The organism is Candidatus Hydrothermales bacterium (assembly GCA_039630235.1).
In the GTDB taxonomy this organism is placed as follows: Bacteria; Hydrothermota; Hydrothermia; order Hydrothermales; family JAJRUZ01; genus JBCNVI01.
This window is the reverse complement of the sequence record JBCNVI010000003.1, coordinates 1-15,082: the sequence shown is the minus strand read 5'-3', so window position 1 is coordinate 15,082 and position 15,082 is coordinate 1. Positions and strand designations below refer to the sequence as shown.

General features: G+C 31.0%; 14 protein-coding genes. 3 read left to right on the top strand and 11 right to left on the bottom strand.

All coding sequences use genetic code 11. From position 1 onward, the window contains the following. Position 1: 1 nt before the first annotated feature. The 6 genes from ABDH49_04030 to ABDH49_04005 are packed head-to-tail and all read right to left on the bottom strand — an operon-like array spanning position 2 to position 4,421. On the bottom strand, positions 2-868 hold the full coding sequence (locus tag ABDH49_04030; GenBank protein MEN3046135.1) for a hypothetical protein: 867 nt from the start codon (positions 866-868) through the stop codon (positions 2-4). Further along, complete coding sequence (locus tag ABDH49_04025; GenBank protein ID MEN3046134.1) at positions 844-1,632, bottom strand: purine-nucleoside phosphorylase; 789 nt, start codon at positions 1,630-1,632, stop codon at positions 844-846. Before ABDH49_04025 ends, ABDH49_04030 begins: the two co-directional genes overlap by 25 nt. Then, entirely contained in the window at positions 1,629-2,108 is a 480-nt protein-coding gene (locus ABDH49_04020) for a DivIVA domain-containing protein (protein MEN3046133.1), read from the bottom strand. Before ABDH49_04020 ends, ABDH49_04025 begins: the two co-directional genes overlap by 4 nt. A gap of 30 nt (positions 2,109-2,138) precedes the next feature. After that, positions 2,139-2,822: a YggS family pyridoxal phosphate-dependent enzyme gene (locus tag ABDH49_04015; protein MEN3046132.1), complete on the bottom strand. Its 684-nt coding sequence runs from the start codon at positions 2,820-2,822 to the stop codon at positions 2,139-2,141. Next, positions 2,791-3,186 carry a PH domain-containing protein gene (locus ABDH49_04010; GenBank protein ID MEN3046131.1) on the bottom strand — a complete coding sequence of 132 codons (396 nt, stop codon included), beginning with the start codon at positions 3,184-3,186 and terminating at the stop codon, positions 2,791-2,793. Before ABDH49_04010 ends, ABDH49_04015 begins: the two co-directional genes overlap by 32 nt. A 2-nt stretch (positions 3,187-3,188) precedes the next feature. Further along, the gene (locus ABDH49_04005) at positions 3,189-4,421 is read right to left on the bottom strand and encodes an aminotransferase class I/II-fold pyridoxal phosphate-dependent enzyme (protein MEN3046130.1); all 1,233 of its coding nucleotides are present in this window, start codon (positions 4,419-4,421) and stop codon (positions 3,189-3,191) included. Positions 4,422-4,469: 48 nt separating this feature from the next. Between ABDH49_04005 and ABDH49_04000 the strand changes: the two genes are divergently transcribed. Beyond that, positions 4,470-4,886: an EamA family transporter gene (locus ABDH49_04000; protein MEN3046129.1), complete on the top strand. Its 417-nt coding sequence runs from the start codon at positions 4,470-4,472 to the stop codon at positions 4,884-4,886. Here ABDH49_04000 and truD read toward each other — a convergent pair. Genes truD through ABDH49_03985 form a run of 3 tightly spaced genes read right to left on the bottom strand, consistent with a single transcriptional unit; the run spans position 4,830 to position 9,069 of the window. Further along, a complete protein-coding gene (gene truD / locus ABDH49_03995) occupies positions 4,830-6,017 on the bottom strand; it encodes a tRNA pseudouridine(13) synthase TruD (protein MEN3046128.1) in 1,188 nt (395 codons plus the stop codon). The genes ABDH49_04000 and truD overlap by 57 nt on opposite strands. Further along, on the bottom strand, positions 6,017-8,002 hold the full coding sequence (locus ABDH49_03990) for a hypothetical protein (GenBank protein MEN3046127.1): 1,986 nt from the start codon (positions 8,000-8,002) through the stop codon (positions 6,017-6,019). Before ABDH49_03990 ends, truD begins: the two co-directional genes overlap by 1 nt. Next, complete coding sequence (locus ABDH49_03985; GenBank protein ID MEN3046126.1) at positions 7,990-9,069, bottom strand: hypothetical protein; 1,080 nt, start codon at positions 9,067-9,069, stop codon at positions 7,990-7,992. Before ABDH49_03985 ends, ABDH49_03990 begins: the two co-directional genes overlap by 13 nt. Before the next feature lie 38 nt (positions 9,070-9,107). Between ABDH49_03985 and ABDH49_03980 the strand changes: the two genes are divergently transcribed. Then, the gene (locus ABDH49_03980; protein ID MEN3046125.1) at positions 9,108-11,759 is read left to right on the top strand and encodes a hypothetical protein; all 2,652 of its coding nucleotides are present in this window, start codon (positions 9,108-9,110) and stop codon (positions 11,757-11,759) included. A 158-nt stretch (positions 11,760-11,917) separates the two neighbouring features. Here the strand turns inward: ABDH49_03980 and ABDH49_03975 are convergent, their stop codons facing one another. Continuing rightward, positions 11,918-12,046 (bottom strand): hypothetical protein, encoded by a 129-nt coding sequence (locus ABDH49_03975; protein MEN3046124.1) that lies wholly within the window; start codon positions 12,044-12,046, stop codon positions 11,918-11,920. Between the two features lie 114 nt (positions 12,047-12,160). Continuing rightward, positions 12,161-14,335 (bottom strand): penicillin acylase family protein, encoded by a 2,175-nt coding sequence (locus tag ABDH49_03970; GenBank protein ID MEN3046123.1) that lies wholly within the window; start codon positions 14,333-14,335, stop codon positions 12,161-12,163. Positions 14,336-14,434: 99 nt separating this feature from the next. Here ABDH49_03970 and ABDH49_03965 point away from each other — a divergent pair. After that, positions 14,435-15,082: adenylate/guanylate cyclase domain-containing protein (locus tag ABDH49_03965; GenBank protein MEN3046122.1), on the top strand; the 648-nt coding region annotated here is incomplete at its 3' end.

Sequence of the window (15,082 nt, the reverse complement as noted above, 5' to 3'; positions counted from 1 at the left end):
GTTAAAAACCCTTTAGTTTCAGTTCTTTAATTAGTTCGCGTGCTTCTTGAGCAATATCAGAGTTTTTAAATGGTAAAATTTCGATAACCTTTCTAAGATCATAGAGGGCGAGCATGGTGTCCTCTTTTATTAAATTTAATTTTCCTCTTAGAAAATAGGCTTTAGGCAAATAGATTTCGGGAACCCCCATTTCAATATATTTTGACAAATAGTAATTTGAAGAATCAACTTTTCCTTGATCAAAACATCTTTCACCTTCTTTATAGTAGGCTGTTCCTACATAAAATAAGATACTTAATCTAAGCTCTGAATTCAAGACATTGTTTTTAAACTTATCAAAAACGTAAAAAATACTACTATTTTTTCCTTTTTCGTACAGAAATTTTATGTAAGTTAAGTAAAGTTCATCATCAAATTTTTCACTTAAGAGATTCTCAATAAAAGTGTAAAGTTCGGACTGCTCTTTTTCGATAAGTAAGTAAGCAACAAATTTTTTTTCATCAAAAGTTAAACTTTCAGGAGATATTAAAAAAATTAAAGAAATTGCCCTTTTTGCAATTTCAGATCCCCTACTTTTTGTTTCGTTAAAAATCTCTCTCAAATTCTTCACTAACCTATCTTTATATTTTTTCTTATCTAGAATTTTCTCAAAATAGTTGATAGCCGAAAGATAATGTCCTTTTTTAACATAGATCTCGCCAAGCAAAAGAAAAATCTCTTGAGAACTCTCTCCCTTTTTTAAAGAATAAAGAAGAATACCTTCAGCCTCATTATATCTTCCCTTTTCTAGAAGTCTTTTACTCCTTTCTATTGGGTTAGAGCAACTAAAGAGAATAAGAGAAATCAGGAAAAGTGCTCCTCTATCCATGTTTTTATAATTTCTCCAGCCATTTTAGCACACTCCTCTGCTACTTTCAAAACCTCATCGTGTGTAACGTCTTTAGCCTTTTCGCCTAAGCCCATATTTGTTATAGCTGAAAAACCTATAACTTTTAGGCCTAAGGCTCTAGCCATGATAACTTCAGGAACAGTGGAAAGTCCCACGGCATCTGCCCCTATTATCCTTAAAAACTTATACTCTGCCTTTGTTTCAAGCGAAGGCCCCTGCCAACCTACATATACCCCCCTTTTTATTTTTATATTTTTTTTATTCGCTATACTCTCAATCTCCTCTATTATCTTACCGTCATAGGCCTCAAGCATAGATGGGAATATAGGGTTTCCCCTTAATGGGTTTTCAGGAAACAAATTTATATGATCAGTTATTATCATTAAATCTCCAACATCGAAGGAAGGATTTAAACCACCAGCAGCATTTGTCACTATAAGCACTTTTCCACCGAGCTCCTTTAGAATTTTCACGGGTAAGGTAACTTCTTCCATGCTGTAACCCTCATAGTAATGAAATCTTCCTGAAAATAAAACCACCCTTTTTCCACCTATAGTTCCATATATAAGTTCTCCCTTATGACCTTTTACTTTACTTATGGGAAAGTCTCGAATTTCAGAGTATTTTAATCGTTTCTGAGGATTTATAAAGTCTTCTAATTTAGACCAGCCGGAACCAGCCAAAATTCCGATTTCAGCTTTTGAAATACCATTATCTTTCAGGAATTCAACTATATTTTTCATCGATCAGATTTTCTCTTTTGTTCCTCAAGTAGTCTAAATTGAGCGTTTAGCCATTCAATTTGAGTGTCAAGGAGTGATTTTAGTTCCCAAAGAAACCCTTCTTTTTTTGATTTTAGAAACTCAATTTCTTCCTTTAACTTCTTCAGCTCTTTTCTTGTGTTTTCTAAGATCTTTTCTGATTCAATTTTAGCATTTGATATTAAAAGTTCTGCTTCCTTTTGTGCATTCCTTTTAAGCTCTTCTGTAGTTTTCTGGGTCGTAAGGAGTGCTTCTTTCATAATATTTTCCATTCTCCTATAGTCTTCAACCTTACTATCTAGATCTCTTATCCTTTCGTTTAAAGTTAAATTTTCTCTTACAAGTTCCTCCATCTGATCTGCTACAGTTCTTAAAAACTCTCTTACTTTTTCAGGATCATAACCCCTTAAAGTTCTAGGGAACTCTGCGTTTCTTATTTCAATTGGTGCAATTTTCATACAAATTCCAGTAGAATTGGGATTTGAACCCTAATTCCTTTCTCCAAATAAAATTCTACCAAGCCTTATTATTGTTGCTCCCTCTTTCAGGGCAAATACAAAATCCTCACTCATCCCCATTGATAGCTCCTCCAAGTTTACATTATACTCGCTGTTTAGTTTATCTCTCAACTCTCTTAGATCAGAAAAACTTTTCCTTGTAGCTTTTTCGTTTACCGGATAGGGGCCTACTGTAAAAAGACCCTTTATAGATACGTTTTTATATTCAAAAAATTTATGGAAATTTTCAAGGAGTTCCTCTTTTTTAAAACCAAACTTTGTTGGTTCGCAGGAGGTATTTACTTCAATTAAGATTTTTACTATCTTTTTAGAGACTGCGGCTCTTTTATCAATCTCATCCAGTAGTCTAAAGGAATCTACGCTTTCAATCACTTCGAATAGTTCTAAGGCTCTTTTAACCTTATTTGTCTGTAAGTGTCCGATCATGTGCCACTCTGGTTCTCTGAAGCTACTTATTTTTGTCTCAGCCTCTTTGATTCTATTTTCTCCAAAGAGTTTTATGCCATGTTCAAAGGCAACTTTTATTCTCTCAAGGTCTATTCCCTTTGTTGCCCCAAGTATCTTAACTTTATCAGGATACTCAGCTTCTTTTTCAATAATTTCTTTTATAATTTCAATTCTCTCAGGTATTGTGAGACGTTCTAGCTTTTTCAATAAATCCATATACAGTATCTTTTTCCTTGGTTATTATAATAAGTCCTCTAAAATTATCTAAAATTCCGCTTTTTTTATAGGGGGAAACAAAAATTCCAGCCTTTATTTTCTCTACCCTCTTTATTTCTTTTAAACTTATTTCTCTTCTCCAAAAAGGTTTTTCAACTACTATTTTATCGTTATCTATCTTATATTTAATGGGAAAGAAAAAGTTACTAAGTGAGGAAACAAGAATTAAAAGTGATAGAAACGAAAAAAACTTACCGAATGAAATAAAAATTAAAAATGAAACAAGGAGGACTAGTAAGGAGACAAGTATACCTTTTAATTTGTGCTCAGCTAAGAGCCAAACCCTCCACTCCATATTTAAGTATTTTCTTCCTTAAACTTTCTTAGAACACCAAGGACATAATCGATATCATAATAGGTGTGATCTGCGTTTATTTGAAATCTTATTGTCTCGTCACCTCTTGGAACCACAGGATAGGTAAGACCTGTTACTAAAACGCCGTGCTCTACTAAGTAATCAACGAGTTTTTTTGTCTTCCAAGTGTCACGAATTAAAAGAGGCACAATCGGATGGTCACTCATAATAGTTTCATATCCTAGTTTAATAACTCCCTCTCTAAAATATCTCGTTATTTCTCTTAGATACTTTAGTCTATTTCTTCCCTCTTCACTGTCGAGAAACTCAAGAACTTTAAGACAGCAAGCTGCTTCTGCTGGTGTAATGGGATTTGAATAAACGTAGGTAATTGCTGTTTCCTTAAGATAATTTATTATGATTTCATCGGAAACAACATATCCACCGTTAACTCCAAAAGCTTTACCAAGTGTGCCAATTAGTATGTCGCATCTTGAACCTGTGTACTCTTCAGTTCCCCTTCCTGTTTCTCCAAAGGCTCCCACACCGTGAGAATCGTCCACTACTACAATAATATTTTCTTCAAAATACTTATCATATTTATTAGAGATTTCTTCAATCTCTTTCAGGGGAGCAAAGTCCCCTCTCATACTAAATACACCATCTGTGACAATAATGAGTCTTTTTGCTTTACCGATTGAATTTTTTACTTTTTCTTCAAGGTCTACCATGTCAAGATGTTTATAGATAAATTTTTCTTTTGGTCTTGAAAGTCTTATAGCATTAATAATACAGTTGTGATTTAACTCATCACTTAGAACAATTGTTTCATTTGTTATGAGAGCGGCGAGTACTCCGATTACTGTTACGTAGGCAGCGCTGTAGATCATGCAGTCTTCTCTTTTATGAAATTCTGCTAATTTTTTTTCAAGTAACCTATGTGGTTCGAAGGTTCCGCTTATGAATCTTACTGCTCCTGGTCCTACACCAAATTTTCTTACGTATTCTTCATCAGTTTTTATTATCTCTTCATGAAGGGACATCCCGAGGTAAGAGTTAGAATTCATCCTGATGAACTCTTTATCCTTAAAACCTTTAAGGATATACCTAGGTCCCCTGCCGTTTTCTGGCTTTTTTATATCAGTGATAATAAACTCTTTTCCCTTAAGCCTTCCTTCATCTTTAAGTTTTTCATATTCTCTCATTAAGGCGTTTCTTAGTCTTTCAGTTCCCATGATAGCCTCCTTTTTGTTATTATAAGATAAGATAGCGTAAAATTTGTTATGGGTAATATAATTTTGCCTTTTATTACTCTTTTGGGTTGGGGGCTTTGGGGTTTTTTTTCAAAGATATCGACGAAATTTTTTAAGTGGTATGAATATTATATTTTTTCTACTATAATATCCCTTTTTTTCTCTCTTTGTCTTTTCTTTGCTTTTAGGAATGAAATAAGTTTAAAAATAGAGGGAATTTTATATTTATTTCTTGCGCTTTTTACTGGCTCAACAGGGACAATAACCTTCTACTTAGCGCTTACAAAAGGGAAGGCTTCAATAATTGTTCCTCTCACTTCACTATATCCTGCCTTTACCGTTATTCTTGCAAAATTTTTTTTAAAAGAAGAGTTAACACTAAGGAAATCCTTAGGAATAATTCTTGCAATCATTGCCATTTTTATTCTTTCGTCGGAGGATACATAGTTTAAGTTTTTTTATAAGTAATTTTATAAAAAGAGTGGCATAAGCACCAGGATCAAGTGAAAAATTTAGAATTAAATTTTTATCTTTATAGTCATAACTTAAGTTTTGTGGATATATCCATAATTTTCTCGGATAACTTTTATAAGAGAAATTACGTAGAAAATCTGGAATATTTAGTGGATAATCTATGTTTTCTTTTCTTAATTCCTTTATTAAGATTTCTTCAAATTCGGGATGGGAAACAAGTTTATCTGTACCAAGAACTGGAAAAAGGGAGCTTTCAACAATCCTTTTTGCGCTTTCGTTAATTTTTTCTGGTACAAAAAGATAGACATTCTTTATTTTTAATTTAAAACCAACTTTACCACTTATTTTACCTTTTGAAAGAAATTTACTTGCACATTTATTCCAGAGGTAAGAAGAGAATTTTTCAAAGTAAATTTTTAAAATTTCAGGTTCAATACTTTTTAAAATTTCTATGTATTTTCCTTTTATTAATTTATTTATTATTTCTCTTTCTTTTTTTGATGGTGCAAAATAAATTAGCTTTGCTGGTTCATAAAAAGATCTTTTTAAAATTTTCTTAAATCTTCTTAAATTTTTTCTTGATTCTGGCGAAAGAGATAAAAGGTGAACTTTAATTGCCTCTTTATAATCTCTTTTTAAAATATAAGGAAAAAAGAGACTTGCCGGCTCGTATGACAATCTCTGAATATCAAAGTAGTTAGGAAACCCGTTCACTTTTAAATCTTCAATTACCTCTATTAAACTTTCTAGTTCTTCCTCATTTATTTCTCTCATAGTTATCTTAAAATTATTCTTTTCTATGTCACTACCAGAGAGCTCCTTATCTGAAAAACCAACAAGTTCTGCTGAGAAATCCTTAAACTTGATAAAGTTTGGTAAATTTCCCTTTGCAGTAAAGTAAAAGATGCTAACTGATTTTTTATCCTTTAAACCTGCCAAGCTAATTTTAACATTAAAAGCTCTCTCGATTAATTTTTTTAGATAAAAACTTTCTAAAAAAACTTTTTTAGCCTTATAAAGCTTAAATATGCCTTTTTCTTTTAAAACTCCCTCCTTTAGGACTTCCTCTACAAAAAAATCTTCAGGGAAAACCTTAAATTTCATCACTCACATATTATTTTAAAAGGCCTTGCCCCATCAATAAATTTAACATAAAGTATAAAAAAGCCTCTTTCGATCCCCAAAGTGCCTATTGAATACTTTTCCTTATCCAATTTAAGAAAATCTAGTTTTTTATATAGTCCGGAGGGTGAGTAAATATAGATCTCCTTTATTTCTCTATTTGTTTTTATAAAAAACTGTTTATCTTCTTTTTTGATGGGATTTGGAAATATTACTATTTCTTCTGTCGGTAAGGTATAAGTATCTTCTATTATAGTTAATATAGAGAATCCGTCATTTGTGCCGATTAAAATCTCATTCTTAGTAGCTTCGTAATATAAAAGTGAGGCAGAGCATTGTGAATTAAAATCTATGTTTTTAGTACTCAGAATACTATTTGGACCATATTCTAAGATATTTGTTTCATCACTATTTGATATAAATAAAAGCCCCCCTCTTGCTAAAGCGTATATATTTCCAGATCTATCACCAATAACTGAGGTAGTGTACGGATCTTGTGTCTGGTATAATTTCTCAAATCTAAAATCAGGGAAACTATATCTAAAAAGACCTGAATTGGTTGCCAAATAAATTTTATTCCCATTTATATAAATGTCATAGATAGGATAACTTAAGGTATGTAAAAGTGTTGCTCTCAGGTTTTTATCTATGCTAAAAACGTCTCCATCTGTATTTGAAACATAGTAGACTCCGTTAAAAATTTCTATATCCGTAGAATACATGAGGTTAGGAATTTCGTGTAGCACTTTATCTTTTAAATTTCTTATTTCTATAGAGCCTTGGGCAGGTTTTAAGACAAAAAAGGTTGAATCATCGATAAATTTCAAAAGTTGAATACAGAATAAAAGATTTGTAGTGTCATAAACTTGGAACAAAGAATCAATCTTATAAAGATTTCCGCACCAAACCGAGGCTATCATATTATTTTTACTTATGTCAAAAGTTCTAATCCATCCTGATAATAGGTTACCTACTCTTTCATATTTTTCATTGAAAATATCGATACCATTATCAGTTGATACAATATAGTATTTTCCAAATTTTTTCAAAGATGAAACATTGTTTGAAGAAAGCTCTTTATAAAGATTTTTGAAGTTTAAAAAACTATTTCTACCATAGTCATATACTTTAACTCCAAGACCCCCTACGTATATTTTGTTCTCAAATTTAGCTAAGGAATTTACGTATAAATCCGCCAGTTTTATTTTTTGATTGTTATAGAAAATAAAAATACCTTCATCTGTTCCCACAAATATCGTATCAAATCTAAAAAACATCGAGTTTATGGTTGAGGGGAAAACCGTTATAAGTGAGTCTGGATAAATGTATAGGAAACTGTCAGCGGAGACAAATATCTTTTTGTCAAATTCTCTTAAAATTTTAATTTTTCCCTTTTTTATGCCGGTATGTAGAGTTGGAGGTAAAGTCCCCAGTTGGCTCCTTTTTACCTTATATAAGCCTCTTTTTGTACCTATAAAAATAGAATCTCCCCTTGATAAAAGAGAGTAAATTGTGTCATTTGGAAAGTAATTTCTCCGTTCAAAAAAGATAATATCATCATAGGTATCTAGTGTACTATTTCTCTTTATGCCTTTTAGCCCCTTATTTCCGCCAATAAAAACAGTATCTTTTTCTATTAAAATTACTCTATAAATGTCTTTTTCTAAAAAAAGTGGTGGATAGAAATACTTTTTTTGATTCTCTAAGTCAAAGTAAACAAGATTTTCAGGAGTAGTAAAAATTAAAAGTTTATCATGAAGGTAAACTGAATAGTATGGATGCGGGGGAATTGAGTCAGAGTTTGTAAACTTGTTTATTACAGAATCTTTTTCTGTATTAGCAATATAAAGTCCACGGTCAGCTGCTATAAAAAGAGTATCGTTTCTTAAGTAAAAAGAAAAGAATGAATCGGAGTGTGTGAAGTTGTTAAATTTAAATATGTGAAAAATTAAGACTATTTCAAGCATTTTTCTAAAGTTTTCTTTATTTTATCCATATGTTTAATATTATAGCGATGATCTATTGGTAAAGAGAGGATTCTCTCAGGAATTGTATGTATCTCAGGGAATTTTTCTTTATTAATTATAGGCGGAACATAATCCCAGATGGTTGGGGGAAATATTCTATTTTTAATTAAGATTTCTTTGATTTTTTTCTTAGAGTTAGTAAAAAAGGGAAAGTTTAGTGGACAAACCGCGCTTGGTAAAGAGCTATAAAGCGGTTTTATTTCATCAAAAGAGAGAGTTTTTAAAAAGTACAAAAAATTTTCTCTTCTTCTTTTAATTAAAAAGTTATAGGGAATACTCTTTAACATGAATTTCGAGATAGAAGAAATTCTTTCAGGAACTCTTTTGTAAGAAAGATAGTTTTCAAATCTTTTATCTAATTGAAAATAGGAAAAAGGAAGCAGAAATTGGGTTTTTCCAGGTATTAAATAGTGTATATTTTTTATTAGACTTGAGGCTAACTTTAAGGTAAAATAAATTTTGTTATAACTTCTTGTTTTACCAGAAATTTTATCGTTATAAAGGAGGATGCCGCCATCTGGTATAGGGAGTATTTTTCTCAGTGATCCAAAAATGTAAGTTGGATTAATCTTAAATTTTCTTTTTTTAAAGGTTAAAAGGGAGTGGCTAATATCAAGTATAAAAGGGATATGAAGCTGGTAGTTTTGAGGAAAACCAAAGTATTCTATTATTAAGACAATCGGATTTTTGCGCTTAGAGGCCAATTTTTCTAAATCATCAAAATCAATTTCTGGCTCTGGTTTAAAGTTAATTCTATAAAAATCAAAATTTAGATTAAATTCTTCAAAAGGTCTAATTACTTCATAGCATGTGTAACTTGGTAAAAGAAAAAAGTATTTATCTCCAATCTCACTTAAAAGAAAGCGGAGTGCATCTCTTCCAGAAAAGAAAAGTTTTATTTTTTTCAAAAAACCTTTCCAAAAAGAGAAAATTTTATTTTTTCTCTTAAATAAAAAGGGAAACTCAAAATAGTAATCAGAACCAATCGGAATTTCTCTTAGTCTCATAAAAGATATTTTAAAGATAGGCGCCTTAAAATTTAAATATGATAGTCTTTTTGATTTTTCTATTCATTTCGGAGAACGAAATCGAAACTTTAAAAGACTTACTTTCCTATCAATTTCTTGAAATTAAGGACTTAGGTTTTGAAAAGGATAAAAGTATATATACAAATCTTAAGGACACTTTAACTTTAAGTTTTCTCAAAGATCCGATAAAATTTGCTCTGTTTTCGGAGAGTTTCTATAAAAATTTCAAAGAAGAAAAGCTAATTTTGGAAAGAATTTTTAATTTCAAGATAGAGAAAAAAAATTTCTATGAACTTCTGCCGGGCTCATTGAAAGATCTAAAAAGAGCCAAAACTTTAATTAAAGAATCTGTTGACAAGATAAAAAAAGAAAAGTTAGATACTTTAATCCTTAATTTAACAAGTTTATTTGCTGAGGAAAAAAGTAAGGAAAAAAAGGAGCTGTACGCAGCCTTTGAGAAAGAAAAGAAAAAGAAAATAGATGAAATAATATGGGATGAAAAGAAAATCTCTGAATATCTTTTAAAAATCGATAAAAATAAACTTTTTGAAGGACTTAATCTTGCCTTTATTAACCTTTTAAATTTAGCTTACTCTCTCTTGACAACCGAAAACCTTAGAGATACGCTTATAAAAACTGAGTTAGGATATATATTAATAAACTTAAAAAAAGAAAACAATGTCTATGATGGTGATAGCTTTTTTATTATTTTTGACCTAAAAGGTGAAGATAAATACTTAGGTAGAGTAGGTACTTCCTCTCTTTTCTATTCCGTGCCATTTTCTATAACTATTGACAAAGAGGGTAACGATTTCTACTTTTCTAACAAGATTCTTGCAATCACCTCATCTTTCTTCGGAGTTTCAGTTAGCTTTGACCTAGAGGGAGATGACATTAGAAGAGGCAAAGCTTTTTCTAGCTCCTCTTCAATGTTCGGTATATCTCTCCTTTTGGATAAAAATGGAAAAGATATTTATGAATCAGATTTTTTTTCTCAAGCCTCTTCCTTTTTCGGTAAATCTTTGCTTTTTGAGTTAGATGGTGATGATATATATAGGCTAACCGAGATGGGACAGAGTTTTTCAAGCACAGAGGGCTTTTCGATACTTTTTGACAAAAAGGGAAACGATTCCTATATAGCTTACGGAAAAAATTTTTTTATACCTTTATTGCCAGATGAAAGTAAGTCATTTGCACAAGGTTTTTCTTTAGGGATAAGGCCCTATCTTGGAGGAGGTGTTTCTTTTCTAATTGATAGAGAAGGTAATGACGTTTATTACTGTGAGGTATATGGCCAGGGTTGCGGTTACTTCTATGGTTCAGGGATTTTAATAGATGGAGAGGGGAATGATCTTTATCACATTGCAGAGTACGGTCAAGGAGCAGGTATTCACTTAGCAGTTGGAGGATTATTTGATTTGGATGGAGATGATGATTATGTTTCAAGATTTGGACCGGCTCAAGGCACAGGCCATGATTACTCCGTTGGAATTTTAGTTGATAAAAGGGGTCATGATACTTATAAAGTTTCTGGGGGGCAAGGGATAGGTCTAAATACTTCAGTTGGAATATTTATAGATTCGGAGGGAAATGACATTTACGTTACAACTGAAGAGTTTGGTCAAGGAGGGGGTAAAATGTCAAGGGGAAAAATAGGAATAGGACTTTTTGTGGATTTAAAAGGAAAAGATAATTACAAGGGGGAGTATTTTAAAAATGAACCTTTTATATGGACAAGGGGAGAGTTAGGATTTGGTTTAGATACCGATACACTTAAAACACTTTACGAAGAGGAAGAGGGAATTTTTATGGAGATACCGGAGAATTTGGAGATTGACTCTCTTTTTAAGATTGCCTCAGAGTGGGAGGTCGGAATTTATAAAAAAATTGTTCCTGAAGCAAGAAAAAAGCTTTCTGAAAGAAAAAAAGAAGCTTTAGATTATATTTTTGAAAAAAAGATAAAAACTTTGAAGGGCTTAGAGCTTAGGACTATCAGAGAAGTTATTAAAAATAATAAAGAAATAAGCGTGCCGTATCTTAGGGATGCCTTAAAAAGTGGAAATGATACTATAAAGCAGAATGTTATATATCTTGTTGGTGAGGTTGAGTTAGAGGAAATGGAACAAGATTTATGGGAAACTTTAAAAAGGGAAAAGAAGGATCATATAAAAGCAAATATCATTTATTCGCTATCTAAAATCAAGACTGATGATTATGAAAATTTTCTTAGTTATTTAAAAGAAAAAAATTTAGATTTAAGGATTTCGGTGATAAGGGCTGCTGGCGAGATAAAGAAGAAAAAGTTCTTATTAAAAATTTTGCATCTTTTGAAGGATGAAAATGCTCTGATAAGATTTGCTACAGAAAAAGTTTTATTTAGTAATGCAGATTCTATTAGGGACTTTATCATCAAAAGTATGGAAAAAGAGAGTGAAGAAAGAGTTCTTTTTCATTATTTAAGGATTCTTCAGGGAGTTAAGGATACAACTTTGGATATAGCTAAAATTTTTTTAAGTTTTTTAAATAGTGGCAGTGCAAGATTGAGGGCTGAGGCGATAAGGGGTTTAAATAAATTTAAAAAGTACAAGGAAGTTGAAGAAAAATTAAGGGAAATTAAAGCAGCTGAAAAAAATTACTATTTGCAATGGCTCTTAAAAGACATAAATTAAGTAATTTCAATTTTTAAAAGAGGTTATCTTTCTTGATCTGTTACATGAAGAATCCGAAATTCTCTTTTGATTAGCACTTCGCATAGAAAAACAGGTGACTTACGAGTAATGAACTTACTCAAACTCTTCGAATTTTCTCCTTCTTTTCCCTTTATTATTTATTTTCTTATTTTTGCATCTATCCACTCTTTGATCTCGTTCCTATCTATTTTAACACTCTCTAACTTTGAAATTATTCTTCCAAGTTTCTCTACATTATCTAAGACCTCGAAAATTTTTATTTCCATTTTCCCTTTCAAATAAAAAGGATGAATTGAGTTTAAACAAAAAACTGAAGTTTGCCGAATTACGAACAATAAAACACCTAAATTTGTAATCTTTTTTCTCTCAAACGCTATTAATTACTTAGGTAAAAGCTTTAGAACTTTCGTAAAGTCTTTTTCTTCAATCTTTATATATTCTCTCCTTTCCCACAATTTAAGTTGGTCAGAAGAGTTTTTATCAATAAAATTTCCGCTTTGACCTGGTGGCAGCACTATATAAATGTCGTCGTTTTTTAGATCAACAATCATTCTCATCGAGGGTCCCTCAATTATTTCAAAGGGTTTTAAAAGAGAATAACCCATTTTATTTGGTGTCTCTAAACTTCCAGAAACACTCAAAGGTCCCTTTGTAAAGAATTTTTCAAGAAAGAAAATGTTTGAAAAGGGATGTCTAAATTTAGCCTTTGCATATTTCCCATATTTTTCAAATTTTACTTCTTTTGCAAGCTTCCTAAATGCTGATACAATAATTTCATCATTTATATTTCCATTTTCTAGGTTTATTTCAAAGGAAGAAAAAGGTATAGAGGAAAAATCCATAAATTCCTTATAGAGAGTATCGCCTAAGAGTGGTCTAAAGTATTCTTCCATAATTTTTAAAATTAGTTTTGTGTATAAGTATGGTTCGACCTTATTTTTATCGAAAGAATGATCCCAATTTTTAAGGAGCTCTAAAATCTCCTTTTCCTTTTCATTTAAGTTTATTTTTTCACAGGCTTTAAAAACTTTTTCAAGAACGAATTTTGAAAATTCACTTTTAATATCGTTTTGAATATTTTTTAAAGAGTCAAGATTTATCTCCTTCATTCTCCTTAAATTTTTTTCGTATCTTTTTGCCCGAGCAGAAAAGGAGAAATAAATAGAAAGATAATAGGGGAAACCTCTAAATGGTGGATTATTTGTAGAAAAAAGATAAGGAGGATTTAAGATATACGGAATTTCATCAGGTGATAAGAAATCTTTTGGAATGCTCTCTCTTTCTAAAATAGACATTTCCCTTTTTCTTTCGATCCAGGCGCATGGAGTGTATAGAATGTTTCCTGAGTTATCAGCGATAATAAAATTCAGAGAAGGAGATCTAAATTCTCTGAGTGATCCTTTTGCCTCAAAAACATTCTTTGATAGGTATAGGTTATAAATTGAGAAAAATTCATGGGATAAAAGAAATCCACGCCAAAAATAACAAAGGACATAATCTTTTTCTTCTTTTATAACAGGTAAGTTTTCTTTTAATAAAATTTTTATTTTTTTAGTTTTATCTTTAACTCTTATCTCTTCGAAGATTGTATCTATGTTTTCTTTTTTTATTTTTATAAAGTCGCCTTCATCAAGAATTAAAGAGGTAACTCCGACAGCAATTTTTGAATTTTTCCCTACTATAATTATTGGGATTCCTGGAATAGAAAAACCCATTAAAATCAAGGTATCGATTTGTAAAATATTGAAATACCAAATAGGAGGAAATGTAAAGGCAAGGTGAGGATCATTTAAAAGAAAAGTGGGATTTTTTACAGCACATGCGTTTGACGACATATCAAAATAGTAAAAATTTCTCAAATTTAGTGAAATATCTTTAATTTCTTCTATTTCCCTTTCAAAGTTAACATCACTCACAAATGGTGCATCTTCCGGATAATAAGGTAAAACTTTTTTTAAGACCTCTTCACCCTTTTTATTTTTTATTGTTGAAAAGAGAAGGTCACCCAAAAAAGAGAAGTTTAGACTCCAGCTTATTAATTTACCTATTTCTATTGAGTGAACTGGCTCCCATCTTTCTGGAGAATATCTTAAAATTAAAAATTCAATGGGCAAAAGTTTCTTACTTCTTTCTATAAAAGCGTTTACACCCTCTGAGTAGCTTTTAAGGATCTCCCTTTCAAGAGGATACAAATTTTCAAATAACGACTCACTGTTTCTTTTTATTCCAATTAATCTAAAGAAGGAATCAGTTTTAAATAATTTTTCGCCGAATATTTCGGAGAGTTTTCCTTCACAAATTCTTCGCCAAATGTCCATTTGAAAGAGTCTATCTTGGGCGTGAATAAAGCCTTGAGCAAAGAAAAGGTCATGAGCACTTTTTGCCTGAATCCATGGAATACCGTATTCGTTAAATCTTACAATAACAGTATCTTTTAATCCTTTGAGGATTAAAGAACCTTCCCTTTTTGGAAGGGTTAAATGAAAATAAAAGGACAAGAATATAATTAAAAATATAAAGAAAAGAAAGATAAAAGTAAGCACTTTCCTCAACATATGAATAATTTTAATTATAATCCTTTAGAATTTTAAAAATGCAATCTGAAATTCTTAATACATTATTCTTTTAGACTTTGAGATAGGTGCTTTTTAACAATGAATTTTAAAATATGTGCAAGGTGTGGTTTTAAAAATGTATACGAAGCAAAGTATTGTTCTGGCTGTGGAACAAAATTAGAAGAAGTTGAACTAAAAGGAGAAATAAAAAGGTGTTGTATTTCTTTTCTTGAAATCTCAAATTATGAAGATTTAAAAGATGAATTTATACTTGAAGAGGAATTTAAGGATTTCTTATTAATCCTCTCCCAAGAAATAAATTCTTCAGTTGAAAAATATGAAGGTAAAGTTGGTAAATTTATGTGGCCAGAGATTATGATATGGTTTGGTGCTCCAAAGATAGTTGAAAATCCCTATGAAAGGGTTATCCTATCAATATTTGATATCAAAAATAAGATAAAAGAGATATCTAATATAAAGAATGTAAATATATCTATAAAGGCAGGGGTACACTATGGAGAGGCAGTTCTATGCCTTTTAGGAAACAAAGACTATAAAGAATATACCTTAATAGGGGACACCGTAAATACAGCTCAAAGAGTTAAGGAGGTAGCAGGAGAAGATGAAATAGTCATAACAGAAGCCCTTTCAAAAAAGCTTTCAAAAATTTTTGAATTAAAAGAAAAAGGGAAATTTTTACTTAAAGGCAAAAAAGAAGAAATAAATTTATATAAAGTTATTGAACCA

Coding starts and splice junctions, on each gene's coding strand:
- ABDH49_04030 (MEN3046135.1), bottom strand. CDS start 868: ATGGATAGAGGAGCACTTTTCCTGATTTCTCTTATTCTCTTTAGTTGC.
- ABDH49_04025 (MEN3046134.1), bottom strand. CDS start 1,632: ATGAAAAATATAGTTGAATTCCTGAAAGATAATGGTATTTCAAAAGCT.
- ABDH49_04020 (MEN3046133.1), bottom strand. CDS start 2,108: ATGAAAATTGCACCAATTGAAATAAGAAACGCAGAGTTCCCTAGAACT.
- ABDH49_04010 (MEN3046131.1), bottom strand. CDS start 3,186: ATGGAGTGGAGGGTTTGGCTCTTAGCTGAGCACAAATTAAAAGGTATA.
- ABDH49_04005 (MEN3046130.1), bottom strand. CDS start 4,421: ATGGGAACTGAAAGACTAAGAAACGCCTTAATGAGAGAATATGAAAAA.
- ABDH49_04000 (MEN3046129.1), top strand. CDS start 4,470: ATGGGTAATATAATTTTGCCTTTTATTACTCTTTTGGGTTGGGGGCTT.
- truD (MEN3046128.1), bottom strand. CDS start 6,017: ATGAAATTTAAGGTTTTCCCTGAAGATTTTTTTGTAGAGGAAGTCCTA.
- ABDH49_03990 (MEN3046127.1), bottom strand. CDS start 8,002: ATGCTTGAAATAGTCTTAATTTTTCACATATTTAAATTTAACAACTTC.
- ABDH49_03985 (MEN3046126.1), bottom strand. CDS start 9,069: ATGAGACTAAGAGAAATTCCGATTGGTTCTGATTACTATTTTGAGTTT.
- ABDH49_03980 (MEN3046125.1), top strand. CDS start 9,108: ATGATAGTCTTTTTGATTTTTCTATTCATTTCGGAGAACGAAATCGAA.
- ABDH49_03975 (MEN3046124.1), bottom strand. CDS start 12,046: ATGGAAATAAAAATTTTCGAGGTCTTAGATAATGTAGAGAAACTTGGA.
- ABDH49_03970 (MEN3046123.1), bottom strand. CDS start 14,335: ATGTTGAGGAAAGTGCTTACTTTTATCTTTCTTTTCTTTATATTTTTA.